This window comes from Vibrio sp. HI00D65 (genome assembly GCF_001635455.1).
In the GTDB taxonomy this organism is placed as follows: Bacteria; Pseudomonadota; Gammaproteobacteria; order Enterobacterales; family Vibrionaceae; genus Vibrio.
The window spans coordinates 45843-63261 of record NZ_LWEH01000460.1 but is presented as its reverse complement, the minus strand read 5'-3'; the positions used below and the strand labels follow the sequence as shown (position 1 = coordinate 63261).

Annotated in this window: 18 protein-coding genes and 1 pseudogene; 9 read left to right on the top strand and 10 right to left on the bottom strand. The window is 43.9% G+C overall.

From position 1 onward, the window contains the following. The first annotated feature begins 108 nt into the window (after window positions 1-108). Both A3712_RS22160 and A3712_RS22155 read left to right on the top strand, forming a co-directional pair. Window positions 109-648: a YaeQ family protein gene (locus tag A3712_RS22160; RefSeq protein ID WP_063525062.1), complete on the top strand. Its 540-nt coding sequence runs from the start codon at window positions 109-111 to the stop codon at window positions 646-648. Further along, window positions 641-1243 carry a hypothetical protein gene (locus A3712_RS22155; RefSeq protein ID WP_063525061.1) on the top strand — a complete coding sequence of 201 codons (603 nt, stop codon included), beginning with the start codon at window positions 641-643 and terminating at the stop codon, window positions 1241-1243. The genes A3712_RS22160 and A3712_RS22155 overlap by 8 nt, the downstream gene beginning before the upstream one ends. A gap of 252 nt (window positions 1244-1495) precedes the next feature. On the opposite strand, the gene folE is transcribed toward A3712_RS22155, so the two are convergent. Beyond that, window positions 1496-2149, bottom strand: a complete 654-nt coding sequence (folE, locus tag A3712_RS22150) for a GTP cyclohydrolase I FolE (protein ID WP_063525060.1) — start codon at window positions 2147-2149, stop codon at window positions 1496-1498. A gap of 215 nt (window positions 2150-2364) precedes the next feature. Between folE and moeA the strand changes: the two genes are divergently transcribed. From moeA to A3712_RS27105, 7 genes and pseudogenes are all read left to right on the top strand, one after another. Further along, complete coding sequence (moeA, locus tag A3712_RS22145; RefSeq protein ID WP_063525059.1) at window positions 2365-3600, top strand: molybdopterin molybdotransferase MoeA; 1236 nt, start codon at window positions 2365-2367, stop codon at window positions 3598-3600. A gap of 12 nt (window positions 3601-3612) precedes the next feature. Continuing rightward, window positions 3613-4377, top strand: a complete 765-nt coding sequence (moeB, locus tag A3712_RS22140) for a molybdopterin-synthase adenylyltransferase MoeB (protein ID WP_063525058.1) — start codon at window positions 3613-3615, stop codon at window positions 4375-4377. A gap of 240 nt (window positions 4378-4617) precedes the next feature. After that, entirely contained in the window at window positions 4618-6753 is a 2136-nt protein-coding gene (locus A3712_RS22135; protein ID WP_063525057.1) for an LruC domain-containing protein, read from the top strand. Between the two features lie 11 nt (window positions 6754-6764). Continuing rightward, window positions 6765-7373 carry a hypothetical protein gene (locus tag A3712_RS22130; protein ID WP_063525056.1) on the top strand — a complete coding sequence of 203 codons (609 nt, stop codon included), beginning with the start codon at window positions 6765-6767 and terminating at the stop codon, window positions 7371-7373. Window positions 7374-7533: 160 nt separating this feature from the next. Next, window positions 7534-7848, top strand: a complete 315-nt coding sequence (locus tag A3712_RS22125) for a hypothetical protein (protein WP_063525175.1) — start codon at window positions 7534-7536, stop codon at window positions 7846-7848. 50 nt (window positions 7849-7898) lie between these two features. Further along, complete coding sequence (locus tag A3712_RS22120) at window positions 7899-8747, top strand: sulfurtransferase (RefSeq protein WP_063525055.1); 849 nt, start codon at window positions 7899-7901, stop codon at window positions 8745-8747. Continuing rightward, window positions 8744-8911: pseudogene (locus tag A3712_RS27105) on the top strand (EAL domain-containing protein); the annotation flags it as partial. The gene A3712_RS22120 and the pseudogene A3712_RS27105, both read left to right, overlap by 4 nt. 155 nt (window positions 8912-9066) lie before the next feature. On the opposite strand, the gene A3712_RS22115 reads toward A3712_RS27105, so the two are convergent. Genes A3712_RS22115 through A3712_RS22075 form a run of 9 tightly spaced genes read right to left on the bottom strand, consistent with a single transcriptional unit; the run spans window position 9067 to window position 17419 of the window. Further along, complete coding sequence (locus A3712_RS22115) at window positions 9067-9633, bottom strand: OmpA family protein (protein ID WP_063525054.1); 567 nt, start codon at window positions 9631-9633, stop codon at window positions 9067-9069. Between the two features lies 1 nt (window position 9634). Further along, window positions 9635-10951 carry a TadE/TadG family type IV pilus assembly protein gene (locus A3712_RS22110; protein WP_157618854.1) on the bottom strand — a complete coding sequence of 439 codons (1317 nt, stop codon included), beginning with the start codon at window positions 10949-10951 and terminating at the stop codon, window positions 9635-9637. A 1-nt stretch (window position 10952) separates the two neighbouring features. Then, entirely contained in the window at window positions 10953-11537 is a 585-nt protein-coding gene (gene tadF / locus A3712_RS22105) for a tight adherence pilus pseudopilin TadF (RefSeq protein WP_004737222.1), read from the bottom strand. Beyond that, window positions 11527-12063 (bottom strand): TadE/TadG family type IV pilus assembly protein, encoded by a 537-nt coding sequence (locus A3712_RS22100; RefSeq protein ID WP_063525053.1) that lies wholly within the window; start codon window positions 12061-12063, stop codon window positions 11527-11529. Before A3712_RS22100 ends, tadF begins: the two co-directional genes overlap by 11 nt. Beyond that, a complete protein-coding gene (locus A3712_RS22095; RefSeq protein ID WP_063525173.1) occupies window positions 12060-13187 on the bottom strand; it encodes a tetratricopeptide repeat protein in 1128 nt (375 codons plus the stop codon). Before A3712_RS22095 ends, A3712_RS22100 begins: the two co-directional genes overlap by 4 nt. Then, complete coding sequence (locus tag A3712_RS22090; RefSeq protein WP_063525052.1) at window positions 13187-14053, bottom strand: type II secretion system F family protein; 867 nt, start codon at window positions 14051-14053, stop codon at window positions 13187-13189. Before A3712_RS22090 ends, A3712_RS22095 begins: the two co-directional genes overlap by 1 nt. Then, window positions 14053-14967, bottom strand: coding sequence for a type II secretion system F family protein (locus tag A3712_RS22085; protein WP_063525051.1), 915 nt, complete (start codon window positions 14965-14967; stop codon window positions 14053-14055). Before A3712_RS22085 ends, A3712_RS22090 begins: the two co-directional genes overlap by 1 nt. After that, window positions 14964-16229, bottom strand: a complete 1266-nt coding sequence (locus A3712_RS22080) for a CpaF family protein (RefSeq protein WP_063525050.1) — start codon at window positions 16227-16229, stop codon at window positions 14964-14966. Before A3712_RS22080 ends, A3712_RS22085 begins: the two co-directional genes overlap by 4 nt. Continuing rightward, entirely contained in the window at window positions 16226-17419 is a 1194-nt protein-coding gene (locus tag A3712_RS22075) for an AAA family ATPase (protein WP_063525049.1), read from the bottom strand. Before A3712_RS22075 ends, A3712_RS22080 begins: the two co-directional genes overlap by 4 nt.

Here is a 17419-nt window from a genome sequence, read left to right as displayed (position 1 = left end):
CTGCCCCACTTCGTTTATACTAAGCGCAACTTATCTATAGGCTGTTATTTCAAAAAACTCATTGGTACACCTATAGTACACCTCATCCGATTGGAACCCTTATATTACATGGCTCTCAAACCCACAATCTACAAGTTTCGTATCTCTTTAACTGATATGAACCGCGACTATTACGACTCTTTTAATTTAACGATTGCACAGCATCCTTCTGAAACAGAACAGCGTATGATGGGTCGTATCATGGCGTTTTGTATCAATGCGTCACCGGAGCTTCAATTTACTAAAGGGTTGTCGACTATCGAAGAACCTGATTTGTGGCAGAAGTCTTTAGATGACCAGATCCTTGAGTGGATCGATGTGGGCGAACCTGATGCAGAACGTGTTAAGAAAGCCACTCGCCTGTCAAAATCTGTTCGTGTGTTCAGCTTCAATACTAAATCAAACGTTTGGTGGGAGCAGAACAAAGGTAAATTCGGTTACCTTAAAGCCCAAGTTGTTCGTCTAGATAATGATGGTATTGAGCAATTGGCTGCAATGACAGAGCGCACCATGGACCTTTCAGTTATGCTAACAGGTAACTCTGCATTCGTTAATAGCGATACACAATCAGCAGAAATTACGTGGGAAGAGCTACAGAGTAATGACTGAGCTTCCAACCAGTAACCAGCAAAAGCTTGAAGAAAACCAACAAGCTAAAACCAAACTTCACGTTTGTTTGAAAGAGTCAGGTTTAGATTCAGTAACTGCGATTGCAATAGGTTTTGAGAAAGAGCTCTCGTCTTTTATCGACGAAAACCACGCTCTGTTTAAACACGCTTGTGAGAATAAGCCTGATAATTCAGCACGTCAGACACTGCTTGGCCTACTGACCAAAGAGCATATCGATGCCAGCTATCGTTTGGAAAGTAATAAAGACGCGAGTGAAGCGATGCAAAGTGTCTTCGACAACACGGTAGGCAGTGAGCATGGTGACAAGTTTCAGAACTCTAGCTCTCAACAGTTAAAGTTGGTGACGCATTTGTGGTTGTTCATTCAAGGCCGACTAGGTATGGATTACAGCCTCGCTAATGATCACGCAGCAGCGACCGCCAAGCTACTACTGTCTCGCTTATTAAGAAGCACAGACGATGAAATCCGTGTTGAGTTCATGGCGAGTTTCTATGATGGCTTGAATATCTATCAAAAAGAGAATAAGCCGTCCGGTTTTATTCATAGTTTAAAGCGTTTGTTTAACCTGTCGTAAACACTCTACCAGCTAGAATCAAATTTGCGCTTTGCTCTTTGTAGAGCGCATCTCTTTCCAACCACCTTTCCCACCATTACCTCTGGTCATGAGATTCCCTATTACGCTCGTTCTTCGCTGTAGGGAATGACGACATATCTAGCCTATGCAATTAACTTTTCTACAGGCACAAAAAAGCCCCGCGAGTGCGAGGCTTAAAATCTTGGTTGCCGATTTACTGAGGCTAAATCGTGCTTATCACATAATCAGAAATTACCGCAAACCGTGTAAGAACTCGTGACGTGTCGCTGGGTTTGATTTGAAGATACCGCCCAGTGCTGTGGTGGTGGTTTCGCTGGTTGCATCCATCACGCCACGCGACTTAACGCAGTAGTGAACCGCATCCATGGTTACTGCAACATCTTCTGTTTCAAGCAAAGTTTGCAAAGCGACAAGGATCTGTTGAGTCATACGCTCTTGAACTTGTGGACGCTGCGCAAAGAAACGCACGATACGGTTGATCTTAGACAGACCAATGATTTTACCACGAGGGATATAAGCGACCGCAGTCTTACCATCAATCGTCACTAGGTGGTGCTCACAAGTACTGGTCACGGTAATGTCTTTTACACGAACCATCTCTCGAACGCCCATCTTGTTTTCAATTACGGTAATTTTAGGGAAATTTGCGTAATCTAAACCAGAGAAAATCTCATCCACATACATTTTGGCAATGCGGTGTGGTGTTTCTTCCAGACTATCATCCGTAAGATCAAGTTCGAGTAGAGTCAGAATCTCACGCATATGGTGTTCGATTCGTTCCTTTTTCTCTTCTCGGCTAACCTGGTTAGGATTCATTGGTGTCTCTAAACCGCGGCTTGCTAGCGCATCTTTAACCAACTTCGCTGATTCGCTAAGACCTGACATTGAACTTCCTCTTTTGTTACCCCTTCTGGATGGCAAACAAGGATACTCGGAATTTTGAATAAATACACCCATATTTTAAGGGAGGTCATTATTTACGGGGGCTAAACTGTGCTAAAGTGGCTCCAATTTCGTTGACGAAAAGCGTGTTTTAATCATTATTGAACCACCATTGCCAACCACAAAATCAAAACAATAACGATCAAAGGATTTCAATTATGGGCTGTTGCGACGCTCCGGGCTTAATGCCAATTGAAGAAGCACTAGATAAGCTGCTGTCACCAATTAAACCTATTCAAACGACTCTAACTCTGCCATTAGCAGATGCATTAGGTTACGTTCTTGCTGAAGACATGCTCTCCCCTATTTTTGTACCTCCTTTTGATAACTCAGCAATGGACGGTTACGCACTGCGTTTAGCAGACCTAGAGAACGGTAAAGTACTACCATTAGCGGGTAAATCTTTTGCAGGTCAGCCATTTGAAGGCGAATGGCCAAGTAATACTTGTGTTCGCATTATGACAGGCGCGAAAATCCCAGAAGGTTGTGATGCAGTCATCATGCAAGAAAATACTCGTGAAACCGATACGGGCATTGAGATTCAACAAGACGACATCAAACTGAATAATAACATTCGCCCTACGGGTGACGACATTAAGCAAGGTGACATCGTTCTTAGCCGCGGTGAACGTTTAACGCCTCGTGACATTCCAATGATCGCTTCACTTGGTGTGAGCCATGTGGTTGTTGCACACAAACCAAAAGTCGCTTTCTTCTCTACTGGCGATGAACTAAAACCGCTAGGTCAGCCTCTTGAAGATGGTCAGATCTACGACAGCAACCGCTATGGTATCAAACCACTGATTGAAGCGTTTGGTTGCGAAGCCATTGACCTAGGTATTATCCCTGATTGCCCTGCAACGCTTAAAGAAACCTTTGTAAAAGCGCAAGAATTGGCAGACGTAGTTGTCACTTCTGGTGGCGTAAGTGTCGGCGAAGCGGATTACACCAAAGACATTCTCGAAGAGCTTGGCGAAATCGGCTTTTGGAAACTAGCAATCAAACCAGGCAAACCATTCGCGTTTGGTGAATTAGACAACGCTTGGTTCTGTGGCCTTCCGGGTAACCCGGTGTCTGCAATGATGACCATGTACGTGTTAGTTCAACCTATGCTGGCTAAACTTGCCGGTCACACTGCGTGGACAGCACCAGAATCTATTCCAGCGACAACTAAGTCGGCATTTAAAAAAGGCCCTGGCCGTACTGATTATCAACGCGGCATCTACTCGATTGAAAACGGTCAGTTTGTGGTTGAAACAACAGGTAACCAAAGTTCAGGTGCTTTCCGCTCGATGAGCCTAGCGAACTGCTTTGTTGTATTAGAGCGTGAACGTGGCCGTGTAGAAGTCGGCGAAACAGTTCAGATTCAACTGTTTAACTCTACGCTTTACTAACGAGGCTTGCTGATGGAAATACTTTCTGACGTAGAGATGCTTCGCTATAACCGCCAAATCATCCTTAAACAGTTTGATTTTGAGGGCCAAGAAGCACTAAAACAGGGTTCGATATTGGTCTTAGGTGCCGGTGGACTGGGCTGCGCTTCAGCTCAATACCTTGCCACCGCTGGTGTTGGGAAGCTAACGCTCATTGATGACGATGTTGTTGAGCTTTCAAACTTACAGCGCCAAGTACTTCACACCGATGCTGACATTGGTAAAAAAAAGGTCGTTTCAGCCGCAGAATCCTTGCAGCTGTTAAACCCACACCTAAAAGTAGAGACCGTCGATCACAGGCTCGATGACGAAGCACTGACGAAACTAATCGAAGCTCATTCATTGGTGCTCGATGCCAGCGATAACGTGGAAACGCGTAATCAACTTAACCGCTTATGCTATGCATCGAAAACGCCTTTAGTTTCTGGTGCTGCGATTCGCATGGAAGGTCAGATTAGTGTATTCACTTATCAAGATAACAATGCACCTTGCTACCAGTGTTTGAGTGCCCTGTTCGGTAACGCTGCACTTAGCTGTGTCGAAGCTGGTGTAATGGCTCCTGTTGTCGGTATGGTGGGCGCAGCTCAAGCTTTGGAAGCGATCAAAGTTATCGCCAAGTTTGGACAACTAAAGCAAGGTAAGCTTCTGATTCTCGACGCTATGTCACACAGTTGGCGTGAAATGAACTTAATGAAGATGCCGAGTTGTTCGGTATGCGGGTATGCTCATCACGAGTAAGATAACTATTTTATAACTCCTCAAGCCCTGACCACTGTCAGGGCTTTTTTTATTTGAACTGAGCCCCACCCTGATTTCAAATTGAAACACTTCATAAGTGATCAGTTTCATTTAAATTCTCATTTTGAGAATATTGAGCACACTGAGCAATCAGCAAAATAAAAACGTACAACATCACAACCTTAAACATGGCACACTACTTGGTTAAGTATCTATACCTCCCATCACAAGGATGTAGATATGAGAATTACAACGTTAAGTTTGCTATTAAGTGCGCCACTGGTCGCCAACGCAGTGCCGTTCGATACTTGCCCTAGTAAGGCATACCTTTTTCAATCCACTCCAGTTCAAGTCTGGGGAGTTAACCTCGTTACTGGTTCAACTACCCTACTAGAAGACGATACGGGGATGAACGCTAACATCAACGGTGTTGGTTTTGATTTCGAAGACAGATACATCTACGGTTATGACACCACTAACAAGCGCTTGGTGCGCCTAGGCAAGGACTTCCAAGCAGAAGTTATCAGCACAAGTGGACTGCCAACTGACCACACCTTCTATGTGGGTGACGTCTACGACCATGTTTACTACCTATACAACACTGGTAAAGGGCTATTCACTGTTGATCTATCACCTTTAGATTCAGATCCAAATGCAACCGTAACGGTCAACAAAATCGCAGGCAGCCCAGCAACGGTGAGATTAACTGATTTCGCTTTCCACCCAAGCGATGGCTCTCTATATGGTATCGATAATAACTCTGGTGGCTTGTACAGCTTCAACCCGACTACAGGTGCAGAAACCTATATCGGTGATACCGGAGAAACGGGTACCTTTGGTGCTGGTTATTTCGATGTAAACGGCTACTACTATGTATCTCGAAATCAAGACGGTAAAATTTACCGTATCAACCTGTCTCCAGACAACGCTGCCAATATCGCTGCGGGCATTGTTCCAGCCGTCGAGTTTGTATCAAACGGTCCAGCTTCCAACCAAAATGATGGCGCACGTTGTGCCAACGCCCCTGTTGTTGATGAAGATTCTAACATCGACTTTGGTGATGCACCAGACAGTTACCTCACTCTACTAGCAAGTAACGGCCCTCGACATGAGCTTGATGGCGTTACGTGGCTAGGTACTGATGCACCAGATGCAGATCTGGATGGATACGTTTCCCCACAATCAGATGAAAGCGTCGGCATTGATGACGAATGGACGAATGGTGGTATCGGCTTCGTAACCGCACTTGAAGCGGGCCTCGATTCAAAGGTAATTATTGAAGCTTCAACAACGGGTTATCTTTCAGCTTGGATAGATTGGAACCAAGACGGTAGTTTCGACGGCGCCAACGAACAAGTCTTTACCGATTACTTATTGGCAGCCGGTGAGAACGACTTGTTCTTAAATGTCGATATTAACGCCTTAACGGGTAACACTTGGGCTCGCTTTAGATTCAGCCAGCAAACCAACCTAAGCTACTTTGGCGGCTCTACCTCTGGTGAGGTGGTTGATATTCAAGTCGATGTTCTTAATGATGGTGCAACGGCTCGTTACTTCCCAAGCGCTTCTGGCTACGCCACCCTAGCATATGAAGACAATTGGCCTTATAAAGCCGATTACGATATGAATGATGCCGTTATCATGTATCGCATCACCGAGATCTTAAAAGACGGTAAGGTTGTTAAGTCCACCATCGATGGTCGCCTAGCGGCTGCGGGGGCAACCTACAAAAACGGCTTTGCGGTTCGCCTACCCAACCTTGCACCAAGCTCGGTAGATACCGTTAATTCATACATGAAACACAATGGCGTATTCACCGACTTAGGCATGGAAGACGGACGAACTGAAGCTATCTTTATCGCCGCAGAGGACTTGTCTGAAAAAGCGAATACTTCATGTGCCTTCTACCGTACCAGCAACGCTTGTAAAGAAGATGAACAGTTTGCATTCCAAATCGGTATCAACTTATCAGGAGACGGTGTGAGTACTGCGTCATGGACAGACATGCCTTACGACCCATTCATTTTTGCAACACCGGGCTACTACCACGGCGACAACCTACCGATGCACCCGGGACGTAGCTGGGAGTTACATCTACCAGACCAAGCACCGACCGAGGCCTTCGATACAGTGAACCTATTTGACTCTGGAATCGGTGTTGATGATAGCGACCCAGCAACAGGTAAATATTTCAAAACAGCAGAAAACCACCCTTGGGCACTTATTATCACGTCAACAGAAGAGTGGGAATGGCCGCAAGAATACGTGGATATCGTAACTGCTTACCCAGAGTTTAAGCAATGGGCAGAGTCAGGCGGTGAAAATAATCAAACTTGGTACACATCACCAGCAGACAACCAATGCTACGAGCCATAAGGAGAGACGTCATGAGTATCAAAGATAAACATAATCGCGAACATCATAACGTTGAGTTGAGAAGCAACCTCTCTAAGGAAAATAATATGTCTGCACAAAGCTCTTGGAACATGAAGAAAACAATGACCGTAATTTTAGCTACAGCCACACTCCTACTAGCTGGTTGTGGTGGGGGTGGAGGTGGCGGCAGCATAGCTTCTCCTTCTCCTTCACCGTCATCACCGGCTACGCCAGTAACGCCAGTAGCAGCAACGCCATCACCGTCTCCAGCAGCCAGTGCAGCAGCGGTACCCACTTACACCATGAGTGATTTAGTTGTACCCGACGGTTTTGATTACAGCTCTGTAGAGCAGTTTGATATCGACATCGACATCAGTAGTATTTCAACAGACCGTTCATTTGTTACCGTGTATAGCCGTTTTAGTGCTCGTGACGACTCGACATTGAAACCAGACTACTCAAGCAAAGTGATTGCTGGTTCATTAAACAATGGTGTGTTCGCCTCTAATTTCGCGAGCCCAGTCAGCCACGATTCACTTCTCGTTGAGATTTGGTTTTACGACGGGCAGCCACCTCTACAGAAAGTAGTCTCGAGCAGCAACTCTCAGATCGTGTGGTAATGAAAGTTTAGACTCGAACATCTACAGCCAAAAGTGAGCAGCAATGCTCACTTTTTTATCGCTCCAAACCAATATCGGTGAAAACTATCTGATTAGAGTTCATTCACTTTACTTCGAATCTAACTTATATTTTCAAGATAACCTTCAAAGACTTACTCTAATGAAACAGTTAAAAATAGGTCTATTTATCTTTATGTGCGGTGTAGGCGTATTAGTTGCCCTTACCCATTTCCCGCTGACGTCACAGACGGGGCAACGTGTTGAAGCCAAAGTGATTTTGAATACACTCACCCAGTCATTAGATGGACACAGGCGTTATCTTACTGTTCAAACTCAAGACAACAGTGTATTTCGCGTATCCATTGCACCGACCACGGACTGCCCTATTGATTCTGTAGTCTCGCTTGATACATTAAGCAACCAAATCACCGGACAAAACAGCTATCGGTTCATCTACTGTAGAGCTGCACCTTAGCCGCCGATATAACAACAACTATAACTTTAACAAGAATGGATACAATAAGAATGAATCAGCCACTCATTTCTCCAGAACAACTTCAACAACGTTTGTTAGAGCAAGACAACATCATCATCTTAGACGCCAGTATCGAATTTCAAATTCCAAGTGAGTCTGAGAAGATCAAAGGGCAAATGATTCCTGGAGCAATTCGTTTCGACTACGACAAAGACTTCAGCAACAAACATACCCTACTCCCTCACATGTTCCCTTCCGAAAAATACTTCAACACTCGTGCACGTGAAATTGGTATCAACCAAGACAGCACGATTGTGGTGTACGACAACTCAGGGACTTTCGCTTCGCCTCGCGCTTGGTGGATGTTTATGGCGATGGGACATCAGGATGTTTACATCTTAGATGGCGGCTTACCAGCATGGATTGAAGCGGGTTACACAACAGATACATCGTACAGAGCTGAAGTAACACCAGGCAATTTCGAAGGCAACATTCAAGACAATCACTTTGTGGATGCCAAGCAAGTCCTAAGCTATTCAGAGAACAAGAGTGCCAATATTCTAGATGCACGATCTCAAGCTCGTTTCGATTCAGAAGTGCCTGAGCCAAGAGAAGGATTACGCAGCGGGCATATTCCAAACTCAGTTTGTCTACCATTCGCACAAGTGCTGAACAACGGTAAGTTGAAACCACAGAGCGAGCTTGTAGAAATCTTTTCTACATTGGACTTAACACCAACTCAACCGATGTTCTTTAGCTGTGGTTCAGGTGTGACTGCCTGCATCATTTTATTAGCCGCTAAACTGGCGGGGTACTCGGGTGAAATGGGAGTTTACGACGGCTCATGGACAGAATGGGGCGCAAACGAAAACCTGCCTATCGCCATAACTAAGCAGTAACAGCGGAAGGTGTAGAATCCAGCGAACACTTTGCTATCCTCAAAGCCTGCGGCTGTGATTTGATGCAAGGCTACTACTTCTCACGCCCTATCCCATACGAAGAGCTGTGCGAATATCTTGCTCCCGCAGAATCGAATCAAAAACAACTAGAGCCAATGGTGTAATGGTGTAATGGTGTAATGGTGTAATGATTCCAAGGTTTAACAAGACGAAAAAGGGAGCCAACATTGGCTCCCTTTTGTTTTATTTGAGTTTCGTTATACACCACTCAAGGCTGCAGCCCAGAGAATAAAAACACATACAATAAAAATAAAACCCATTATGACTTAACGGTGATGACAACTCTTCGATTACAACCCGTCACCTTGTTGTCCGCCGCCTTACATATAGGTGCACTTTCTCCGTAAGCATATTCTACAATACGACTCCCTTGGCGAAGATCTTCCTTTAAATAGCTAGTCACTTGCCCCGCACGACGTGATGAAAGCGCTTTGTTGTAGCTTTCACTGCCAAGACTATCAGCATGGCCTTCAATAAAAATCTTTGATTTATCGTCGACTAAACTTAGGTATTGTTCCAGTACTTGTTTATGACTTTCATCCAACTTATACACGTTGATTGGATAATTAAGTACTAGAGATTGTGTCGCTTTGTCATAGAAACACACATCGTCTTGAACCGCGATTTGGATCACCTCACTCTCTTTATTGAGTAGCTCATTCTGCGGTATTTCATCACGCTCTAACAATCCACCCGTTACTTGAGTCGTCACAACATGAGAAGAGACCAACTTGGTCGATGTTATATATTCATCGACATTGCCCAAGCAATTCGCATAGCCAACTGGAGAGAGCAGCATCATAGAAATAATCACTAGGTATCTCATGTTAATCCTTAAGTTTTCCTGTTTCTTCATTAATCAAATTCAAAATATACTTGTACACATCTTCACCATCTTTGGCGTGATAAATGTTTTTCTTGCCGAAGCAATCTCCAAAGCCATCACTGGCTTGGACGCGATAGTTGATACCAATAACACCCATTGTCACTTTCGTTTTCTCAGCTTCAGTTGGTGCATTACTTTGGAAACGATTTCGTTTAGCAGAAATGGTTGAGCGCAGCTTTTTACATAACCCCTGATCCACCAATTTCTGTAAGTAGGTTTTGTCGCTATCGCTACCATCGGATAACACAATAAACACCTGTTCAGGGTTAAGGCTAGTCGCCTTATTGGCTTCTTGTGCTGCAGCAATGATTCCGTTCCAAGAAGAGGTACCTCCACCAGCTTTCAACTGAGCACTCATTAACTGGGCTCGAAAATTGTCATAATCCTCAGTCAGTGGAATATCGTAAAACTTGAAGTAATCATCAAAATCATTGTTTCGCTTATAAAGTCGCTCTACTTCGTATCGACTCATTCCATGCGATGGCTCTATAATCTCGTTATACAAGGTTGGTTCATCAAACATTCGCCTAACCGTTGTCGCAGGAGAGTTCCGAGCGTAGTCATAAGCATGTTTCTTTCGCCATGAAGCACGATAGCCATAAGCGTTAAGTCTTACTATCTCGTCAGACTGTTTAACATGGAGCGGGTTGTACCCGAGCAAAGCAACTCGGCTTTTTTCCTCCGAATTAAACTCCTCAATGTCATCGACGACTCGCTTAATGGTTTCTTTCACGACATCTAACTTCATTTTTCCGTTCTTCCATGGGTTACCCATAGAACCACTGAAGTCACCAATAAAGTAAACGTCTACTGGCTGAGGAAGATATTTGCGCGTCACAGCTCGGCCACTGACTGAAAACTCAGGCTTTAAATTCACGTCTTCGTATGCAATCCAAGACGTGTATTTGGCCGTCGCCCTCACCACAAAGTCGCTGAACGGTGCGAGCTCACCACTTGCTTGTACACAACCATCCTTGTACTCACATATACTGGTATACACCGCTACATCGACATCATCTGTATTATCGACAACATAACGATCCACTAAGTAGCGTGCATACTTAACGTTGTTATCTTCATCCTCTCTAGGGCTTGCGATAAGCGCTAGGCTCGCTACCTCTGCCGCTTCCAGTAACCTTGTATGTGCAAGCATCTGTTGCGACATCTGCATCGAAAACGCCATAAAAATAACCATCATCGGTAACAGGCCGACGAACAAAATACCCGCGACTCCCTTATTTCTTTTTATTGAACGCACCTTAAACCCTCGCAAATGAATAAGAAGAACTCACAAGACGGAAAACTTCACCGTTCGCGATACCAATCAGGTTTGTTGGGATTTCGTAGCACAATGAAACCTGATACATGGGTAATCTGCGCCCTCTTGAAGTGACGGGAAGCATTTCAATCGCTTTTTCTTTGGTGATATCGCTCATGTCAGGAAAATCACAACCTTGTATGTTTCCTTTGGTTAGCGTCTTTTGAACCCTTCGGTAGTTCACTTTACCTCCAGAAACGGCAGTCTCTTCGAGCCTTATCTCATCAATGCGCATTCCGAATTTGGTTTTGTCAAAGTTCGGAATCATCCGCTTCATCGAAGCCGAAGCAATTGCAAAAGCGTTATGTTCTGTTTTCCTGCAATCACCTGCGCAAATATCCATTTTGGCGTTAAATAACTGCTTCCGCTCTGCGAAAATCGTGGTCATTGAATATGTAGCTCTGTCCAATTGGCCTTTCTTGTTAATCGCTAGCATGTGGTTCACTACAACTAAGAAAATGCCAGAAGCAAAGACAAGCACCATTGCCAGTTCAACCGCAAACGATCCTTTTTGTTTAACTTGCACAACCTGCCCCCTGACCAATTTTGAAAGAGCATCTTTCATACTCTTGGATCGTAATAACTTCGCGCTTTATCGGCATATCTGGGAACCAAATAGACACAATGGGATCGTAAGTGTATTCCAAAGCGTAAACTGCAAGTGCCATGTCTTCTGGTTCATCTTTCTTATCCGGACACTTATCTGCAGAGACATAGGTGTCCGTGCATTTCAGAAAACCTTCGTAGTCTCGGAAATAGTTCACATGAATGATGACGCTACCCTCTTTAACGACGTTGCTCCATAACGCTCCACCGGCTTTGTCCAACTCATCTTTGATCATTTGCCCGTAGTTAATCGATTGACTACTACTCGAGTCACCCGCTTTTTTGGTTCTCATCACCGCAGTTGTTAATGCGTGGTCAGTCATACTCATTGAAAACGTCAAAATACAGATCTCAACCCAACCGAAGACAATCGCGAGGAAAATTGGAATACCCATAGCGACTTCAACCGTTAATGCTCCCTTTTGCTTACGTTTAAACGATCTCATAAACGGACATACCTTTTCTTGGTGTAATCAACAACAAATGCTCCTTTAATATCAATGCTATTCAGGAACGCCTTGGCTTCATCCAGGTTATTGAAATCACCTATGCAATAGCGCTTCCACAGCCCATGTGTATAGGAATACACAGCGCCATAGTTTGTTTTTAAATAATTTAAAAAGTCTGAAGGAATTGCAGTGTACGTTGCCAAAACTTGTACGCGATAAATAGGCTTTGCGTTTGGTTTAAGCTTTCTAGGATCAAGTACAGAGCCACCGACACCGTGTTTAGTCGCTTGAAAGTCTTTGGTAGCATCAAGCTTGCTCACACGTGATGTTGGGGCAACAAAGCCACCTGAGTTCACTTGAGAGCCAATAAGCTGCTGTTCCATCTCTATTTTTGACTGTGTCACGATATTCTTCCCTCCGCTTTTAGATATTGACATCATTAACGCTTTAAGTTGCTTACGCGCTTGTTCATCACTATTTGAATGTTTCAAAACCTCGAGCGCGATATCTGGCCTTTGAGATTTAACTGAAGAAAGAATCAAGTTAGATCTCACTCTTTGATCATTAGGATTCGAAAGGTATAAGTCATATAAAATGTCCGTCGCACCTAAATAATCAGCCTGCATTATTTTCACCACGGCAATGTTATTACCAGCCTCTCTATCAGATGCACCTTGTTTACGACTCTCTTCAAAGTGTTGAATGGCTTGAATAAACTGCTTCTGCTGAGCCAGAATTTTTCCGGTTAAAAGTTGATACTCATATTCGGTACCACCCTCATCACGGTATTTATTTAGTTCTTCTAGCGCGCGTTCAAAGTTCTTTTTCTGATAGTAAATACGAGCATTAGTTAGTATGTATTCCGGGTCATCAAGGTTGCTCTCGCTATAGGTACTGCGATATAGCTCCGCTGACTTGATATCCTTAAGGTCTAAATACAGATTAACGAGTTTTACTTTATATATAGGGTCAGACTGTATGTTTGCTTTGTAGAACTCGATAAGTTTCTGCGAATCGCCAGCCCCTATGAGTAGATGTTCTTTGGTCTCAAGCTGATTAGTTACGGTTGCACAGCCAGAGAGTAGAGCGAAGAGTACAGCGATAAATAGATATTTTTTAATCACATCAGCATCCTTAAAATACCAGGGGCAGCAATGAGAACAACGATAGGAACCATGATAAAAGCGATCAAAGGGATCGACATTTTAGCCCCCATCTTCCCAATTCTTTCTTCCAGATCCATCATGTTCAATTCTCTGATATCGGTCGCTAGCGTTGCTAATACCGGGCCTACAGATGAACCAAACTGCAAGCTCTGTACGATTGTCATCACAAAGCTTTGCGATTCACTGGTTGGTACAAGGTCGTAAAACTCCTCTAGCGCCTTTTCCAAACCAACAAGGCGTGAACGTTCCACCGTAACTCGGACAACATGAGCAAGATTGCTATCAATAGAATGAAGTTCCTTAGCTAAGTATTCCAGGCTCGATTCGATAGTCATCCCGGTATGAACACACACATTCATCAAGTCGAGTAAAAAAGGTAACCTCGAACTAATGTGTTTGATACTGGCTTTCCCCCGAGCAGACACATAAGTATCAGGGGCAATAACAAACGCTAATAACGCACCCAATAAATACAACAAAGAAAACAGTACTTCGGTTTCTCCGCTATAAAAATCAAAGCCAATAAGAATCAAGCAAATACTAAAAGGAACGATTTTAAGGAGGTAATAAGCATCAGCGAGAAAGTCACTATAAAAACCCGCCGCTACTAACTTGCGTTTAGTTTCATCTTTATTAAAACTGATTCGAGATAATATCGATTTAAATAAGTCGGTTCGCTTCTTCTCTTCGCGTGTCGAACCAATAATCCTTCGGGTTTCAATATTTGCTCTGGTGCTTTCCCAAAATCGCAAACAGTACGTGGCAAGCACCAATGAAACTACAAATATCACGCCCCATATGCCCAGGGTTTTCATTTCCATTAATTAACACCTCGCAATATCAGCCATATGCAAAAGAACCCGAGCAGCTCACTTACTAGAACGTAATAAAAAATCGGCTGACCAGCCTCTTCGAACATCACGAAGCTGTAGTTCTCTGGACTGGTGAACTTTAAAATGACCAGAAATATTACTGGTAAGCAGGCAATAATTTTTGCCGATGCGCGCGCTTCAGAGGTCAGCGCATTCTTTTTCTTCTCTACCGCTCTCGAATCAAACATGAGTCGGTTAATTTTGTTGATCACATCTTTCAGCTGACCACCTCGTGCTAGGTTGATCCGGATTGTTGAAGCGAAGAAAAAATATTCTAAATAAGGGAATGTATTGCTGCTTCGTTCAAGTACGTCATCAGGGTCCTCACCTATCAGTAGGCGCTCAGCCATAAATTTGAACTCTTTACCTACCTCGTTATCAAGCTGCTTACCAACATATTCAAATGCATGGATAATACTTTGCCCAGAAGAGATCGCCCCGCTCAAAATATTTAAGGCATCTGGAAAATTAGTTTTAAACCGGTCCATCTGTCTCTGTTTGAGCTTGTTATAAAAAACGAAGAACAAAATAGGCTCAGCGATCATCAGGCAAACGAAGTAATCCTGTCTTAAGAAGAACTCATTGATGGCATACACTGCTGACGCAGAAACACAGAAAAACAGAATAAGCTTCAACGACATATTAGGTTGAAATACCTTGACCATTTTCTTGTAGCTTTTCCGGAATCTGGCTTTGTAGCTCTCTTCAAACTGCTGAGAATCAATAACAGATCGAACGCCCTTTACCCCTTCGAATTCGGCCTCCATCTCGATCAAGCTACTCAACTTTTTATTTTGACGAGAGCGATGAATAACGAAGTAGATCAACAACGCGCTCCATGACGCAATCAGAATGAATATCATGAGAAGATCTCCCTGACCGCTTGCTCTAGCCCGAAAAACTTGGCACGTTCATAAATGACAGAGCGGGTAGATAAGCCAGGCGTTCTAAATTCACCGACCATTTTCCCATCTTTAAAATTGGAGCTCGCCTCGTAACGAAAAATATCTTCCATCACAACGCTATCCCCTTCCATTCCTGTGATTTCCGAAATGTACATCACCTTACGGCTGCCATCATGAAGACGCTTTACCTGAACAATCAGGTCTACTGCACTCACGATGGTTCTGCGTATTGCAGATATCGGCAGGCTAGCGGTTGCCATCATAACCATGCTCTCAGTACGAGCAATCGCGTCGCGTGGTGTATTGGCGTGCAATGTCGACATAGACCCATCATGACCGGTATTCATCGCTTGAAGCATCTCGAACGCTTCTCCGCCACGACACTCCCCCACAATGATTCTGTCTGGGCGCATACGAAGAGCGTTTATCACGAGCTCGCGCGCGGTAATTTCACCCGTTCCTTCAACGCTGGCTTGTCGAGTTTCAAGCCTAACGATATGAGGTTTTTGAAGCTGCAATTCGGCAGCATCTTCTATGGTAACGATACGTTCACCCTCTCCAATGAAACCAGATAATGCATTGAGTAGCGTTGTTTTACCTGAACCTGTACCACCAGAGATCAATATGTTGCACTTACAATGGCTAGCAATCGACAAAAGCTTTGCCATCTCAACAGACATAGCACCAAACTCTGCAAGGTTCTCGAGCTTAATTTTCTGCTCTTTGAACTTACGAATAGAAATAGAAGTACCATCAATCGCTAGCGGAGGTATTACGATGTTGACACGGCTGCCATCCATCAAACGAGCATCACAAAGCGGTTTCGATTCATCAATACGACGACCTACATTCGAAGCGATTCGTTTAGCGATGGTGTTCAGTTGCTTTTCATTAACAAATTGAATTGGCGACTGTTCTACCTTGCCATTGATTTCAATGAAGATATCCGAAGGCCCATTGATCATAATATCCGAGATATCATCGTTATCGACCAAGGCTTGCAGTGGTCCCAAGCCTTTCAGTTCATCAAGCAGTGCCTTAACCAAATCTACCCGTTTCAAGGAGCTGACTTGCAACTGCTTCTTGTCGATCAAGATATTCACGGAGTCTTTAAGCTGCTCTTCAAGCTCTTGATTACTGATTTCGACGAGTGTCGCCGCATCCAACGCATCGAAAATTTCATCGCGAAGTTGAATGTAGATTTCTTTTAATTGATTCATTTTCTAAACAAACTAAAGCGTGATTTAGGTTTAATTTTCTTACCCGTCAATGTCGCGACCATACTCAGCACAGCAGACGAGGACTTGGATTTAAGCAACTCATTGATGCCTTGCTGGACCACCATCTTCTCGAGCGACGGCTCATACATGAAGTCAATGCTGTCCTTGGCTTTGATCCGCTCTTTAGCGCTAGCAAGTGTCACCATAAAGTCCTTTGCCGGCCTATTTAAATTGAAAATGATTTGGTGTTCGGATTTACCTATCTTTTTCTTCAAAGAGTTATAAGAGCGCAATGAAGACACCGACGGTTCACAAACAATAAAGATGCGATGGTACTTATCTGACAATTCCTGATCGTGCATTTCTTCGTAACAAGACAACGGCGCTGAATCGATAATAAAGTTATATTGATCAATCAGTTGATTAGAAAGGTTGTAGAGCGTCGACGCGTGATCAGAGAGACAAGCGACGTTCTTCTCTAACACCAAATAATCAAGCTTGTCTTTCACCGGGTGTACGTAGGTCTTGGCGATGGCACTGTCGATATCAATTTGATTCAAATCGATACTGTTGTGTTTAGCTTTTAAGCCTTTCACACCGATATAGATGTCGCTATTCAAAGCCCCTGAGTCATGATCGACCAAAAGCGTTTTTAAATTCGCTTGTTCAGCCAAAGAGTGAGCCAAGACTGAACTCACATATGAAATGCCAATCCCACCCTTGGTTCCGAGTACTAAAATACGCTTAGCAACACGCGTTTTTTTAACGGTGCTTTCCCCCTCTTGCGTAGACTTAATTGCCGCAAGTAACGCATCAAGCTCAGAATCCCACAGCACATACGTCGCACCTAAAGCGTGCACTTGGTTACGCAGCTTTATCGAGTCAACATCACATAGAACGAGTAAAGAGATGTTCACATCTAGTCGAACCGAAATCTCAGAGACTTGCTCTATTACGTTTGGTGCACTGCGAAGGTCCAATACAACATGGTTCAGCTTGATGTTTGACTGATTCCAAGCACCATCCAAATCAATATCGGTCACCTCAATAGGTTTGGGAAAGCCTTCGATTGCGTAAAGATCTTGGATCGATGCAGTTAGCGTGCTGTCGTCAGAAACAACCAAGTCTGTCGCTTGAACCGACGATTTCATTTTCGACGACGAGTTACGAAATAAAATATCTAAGTCCAT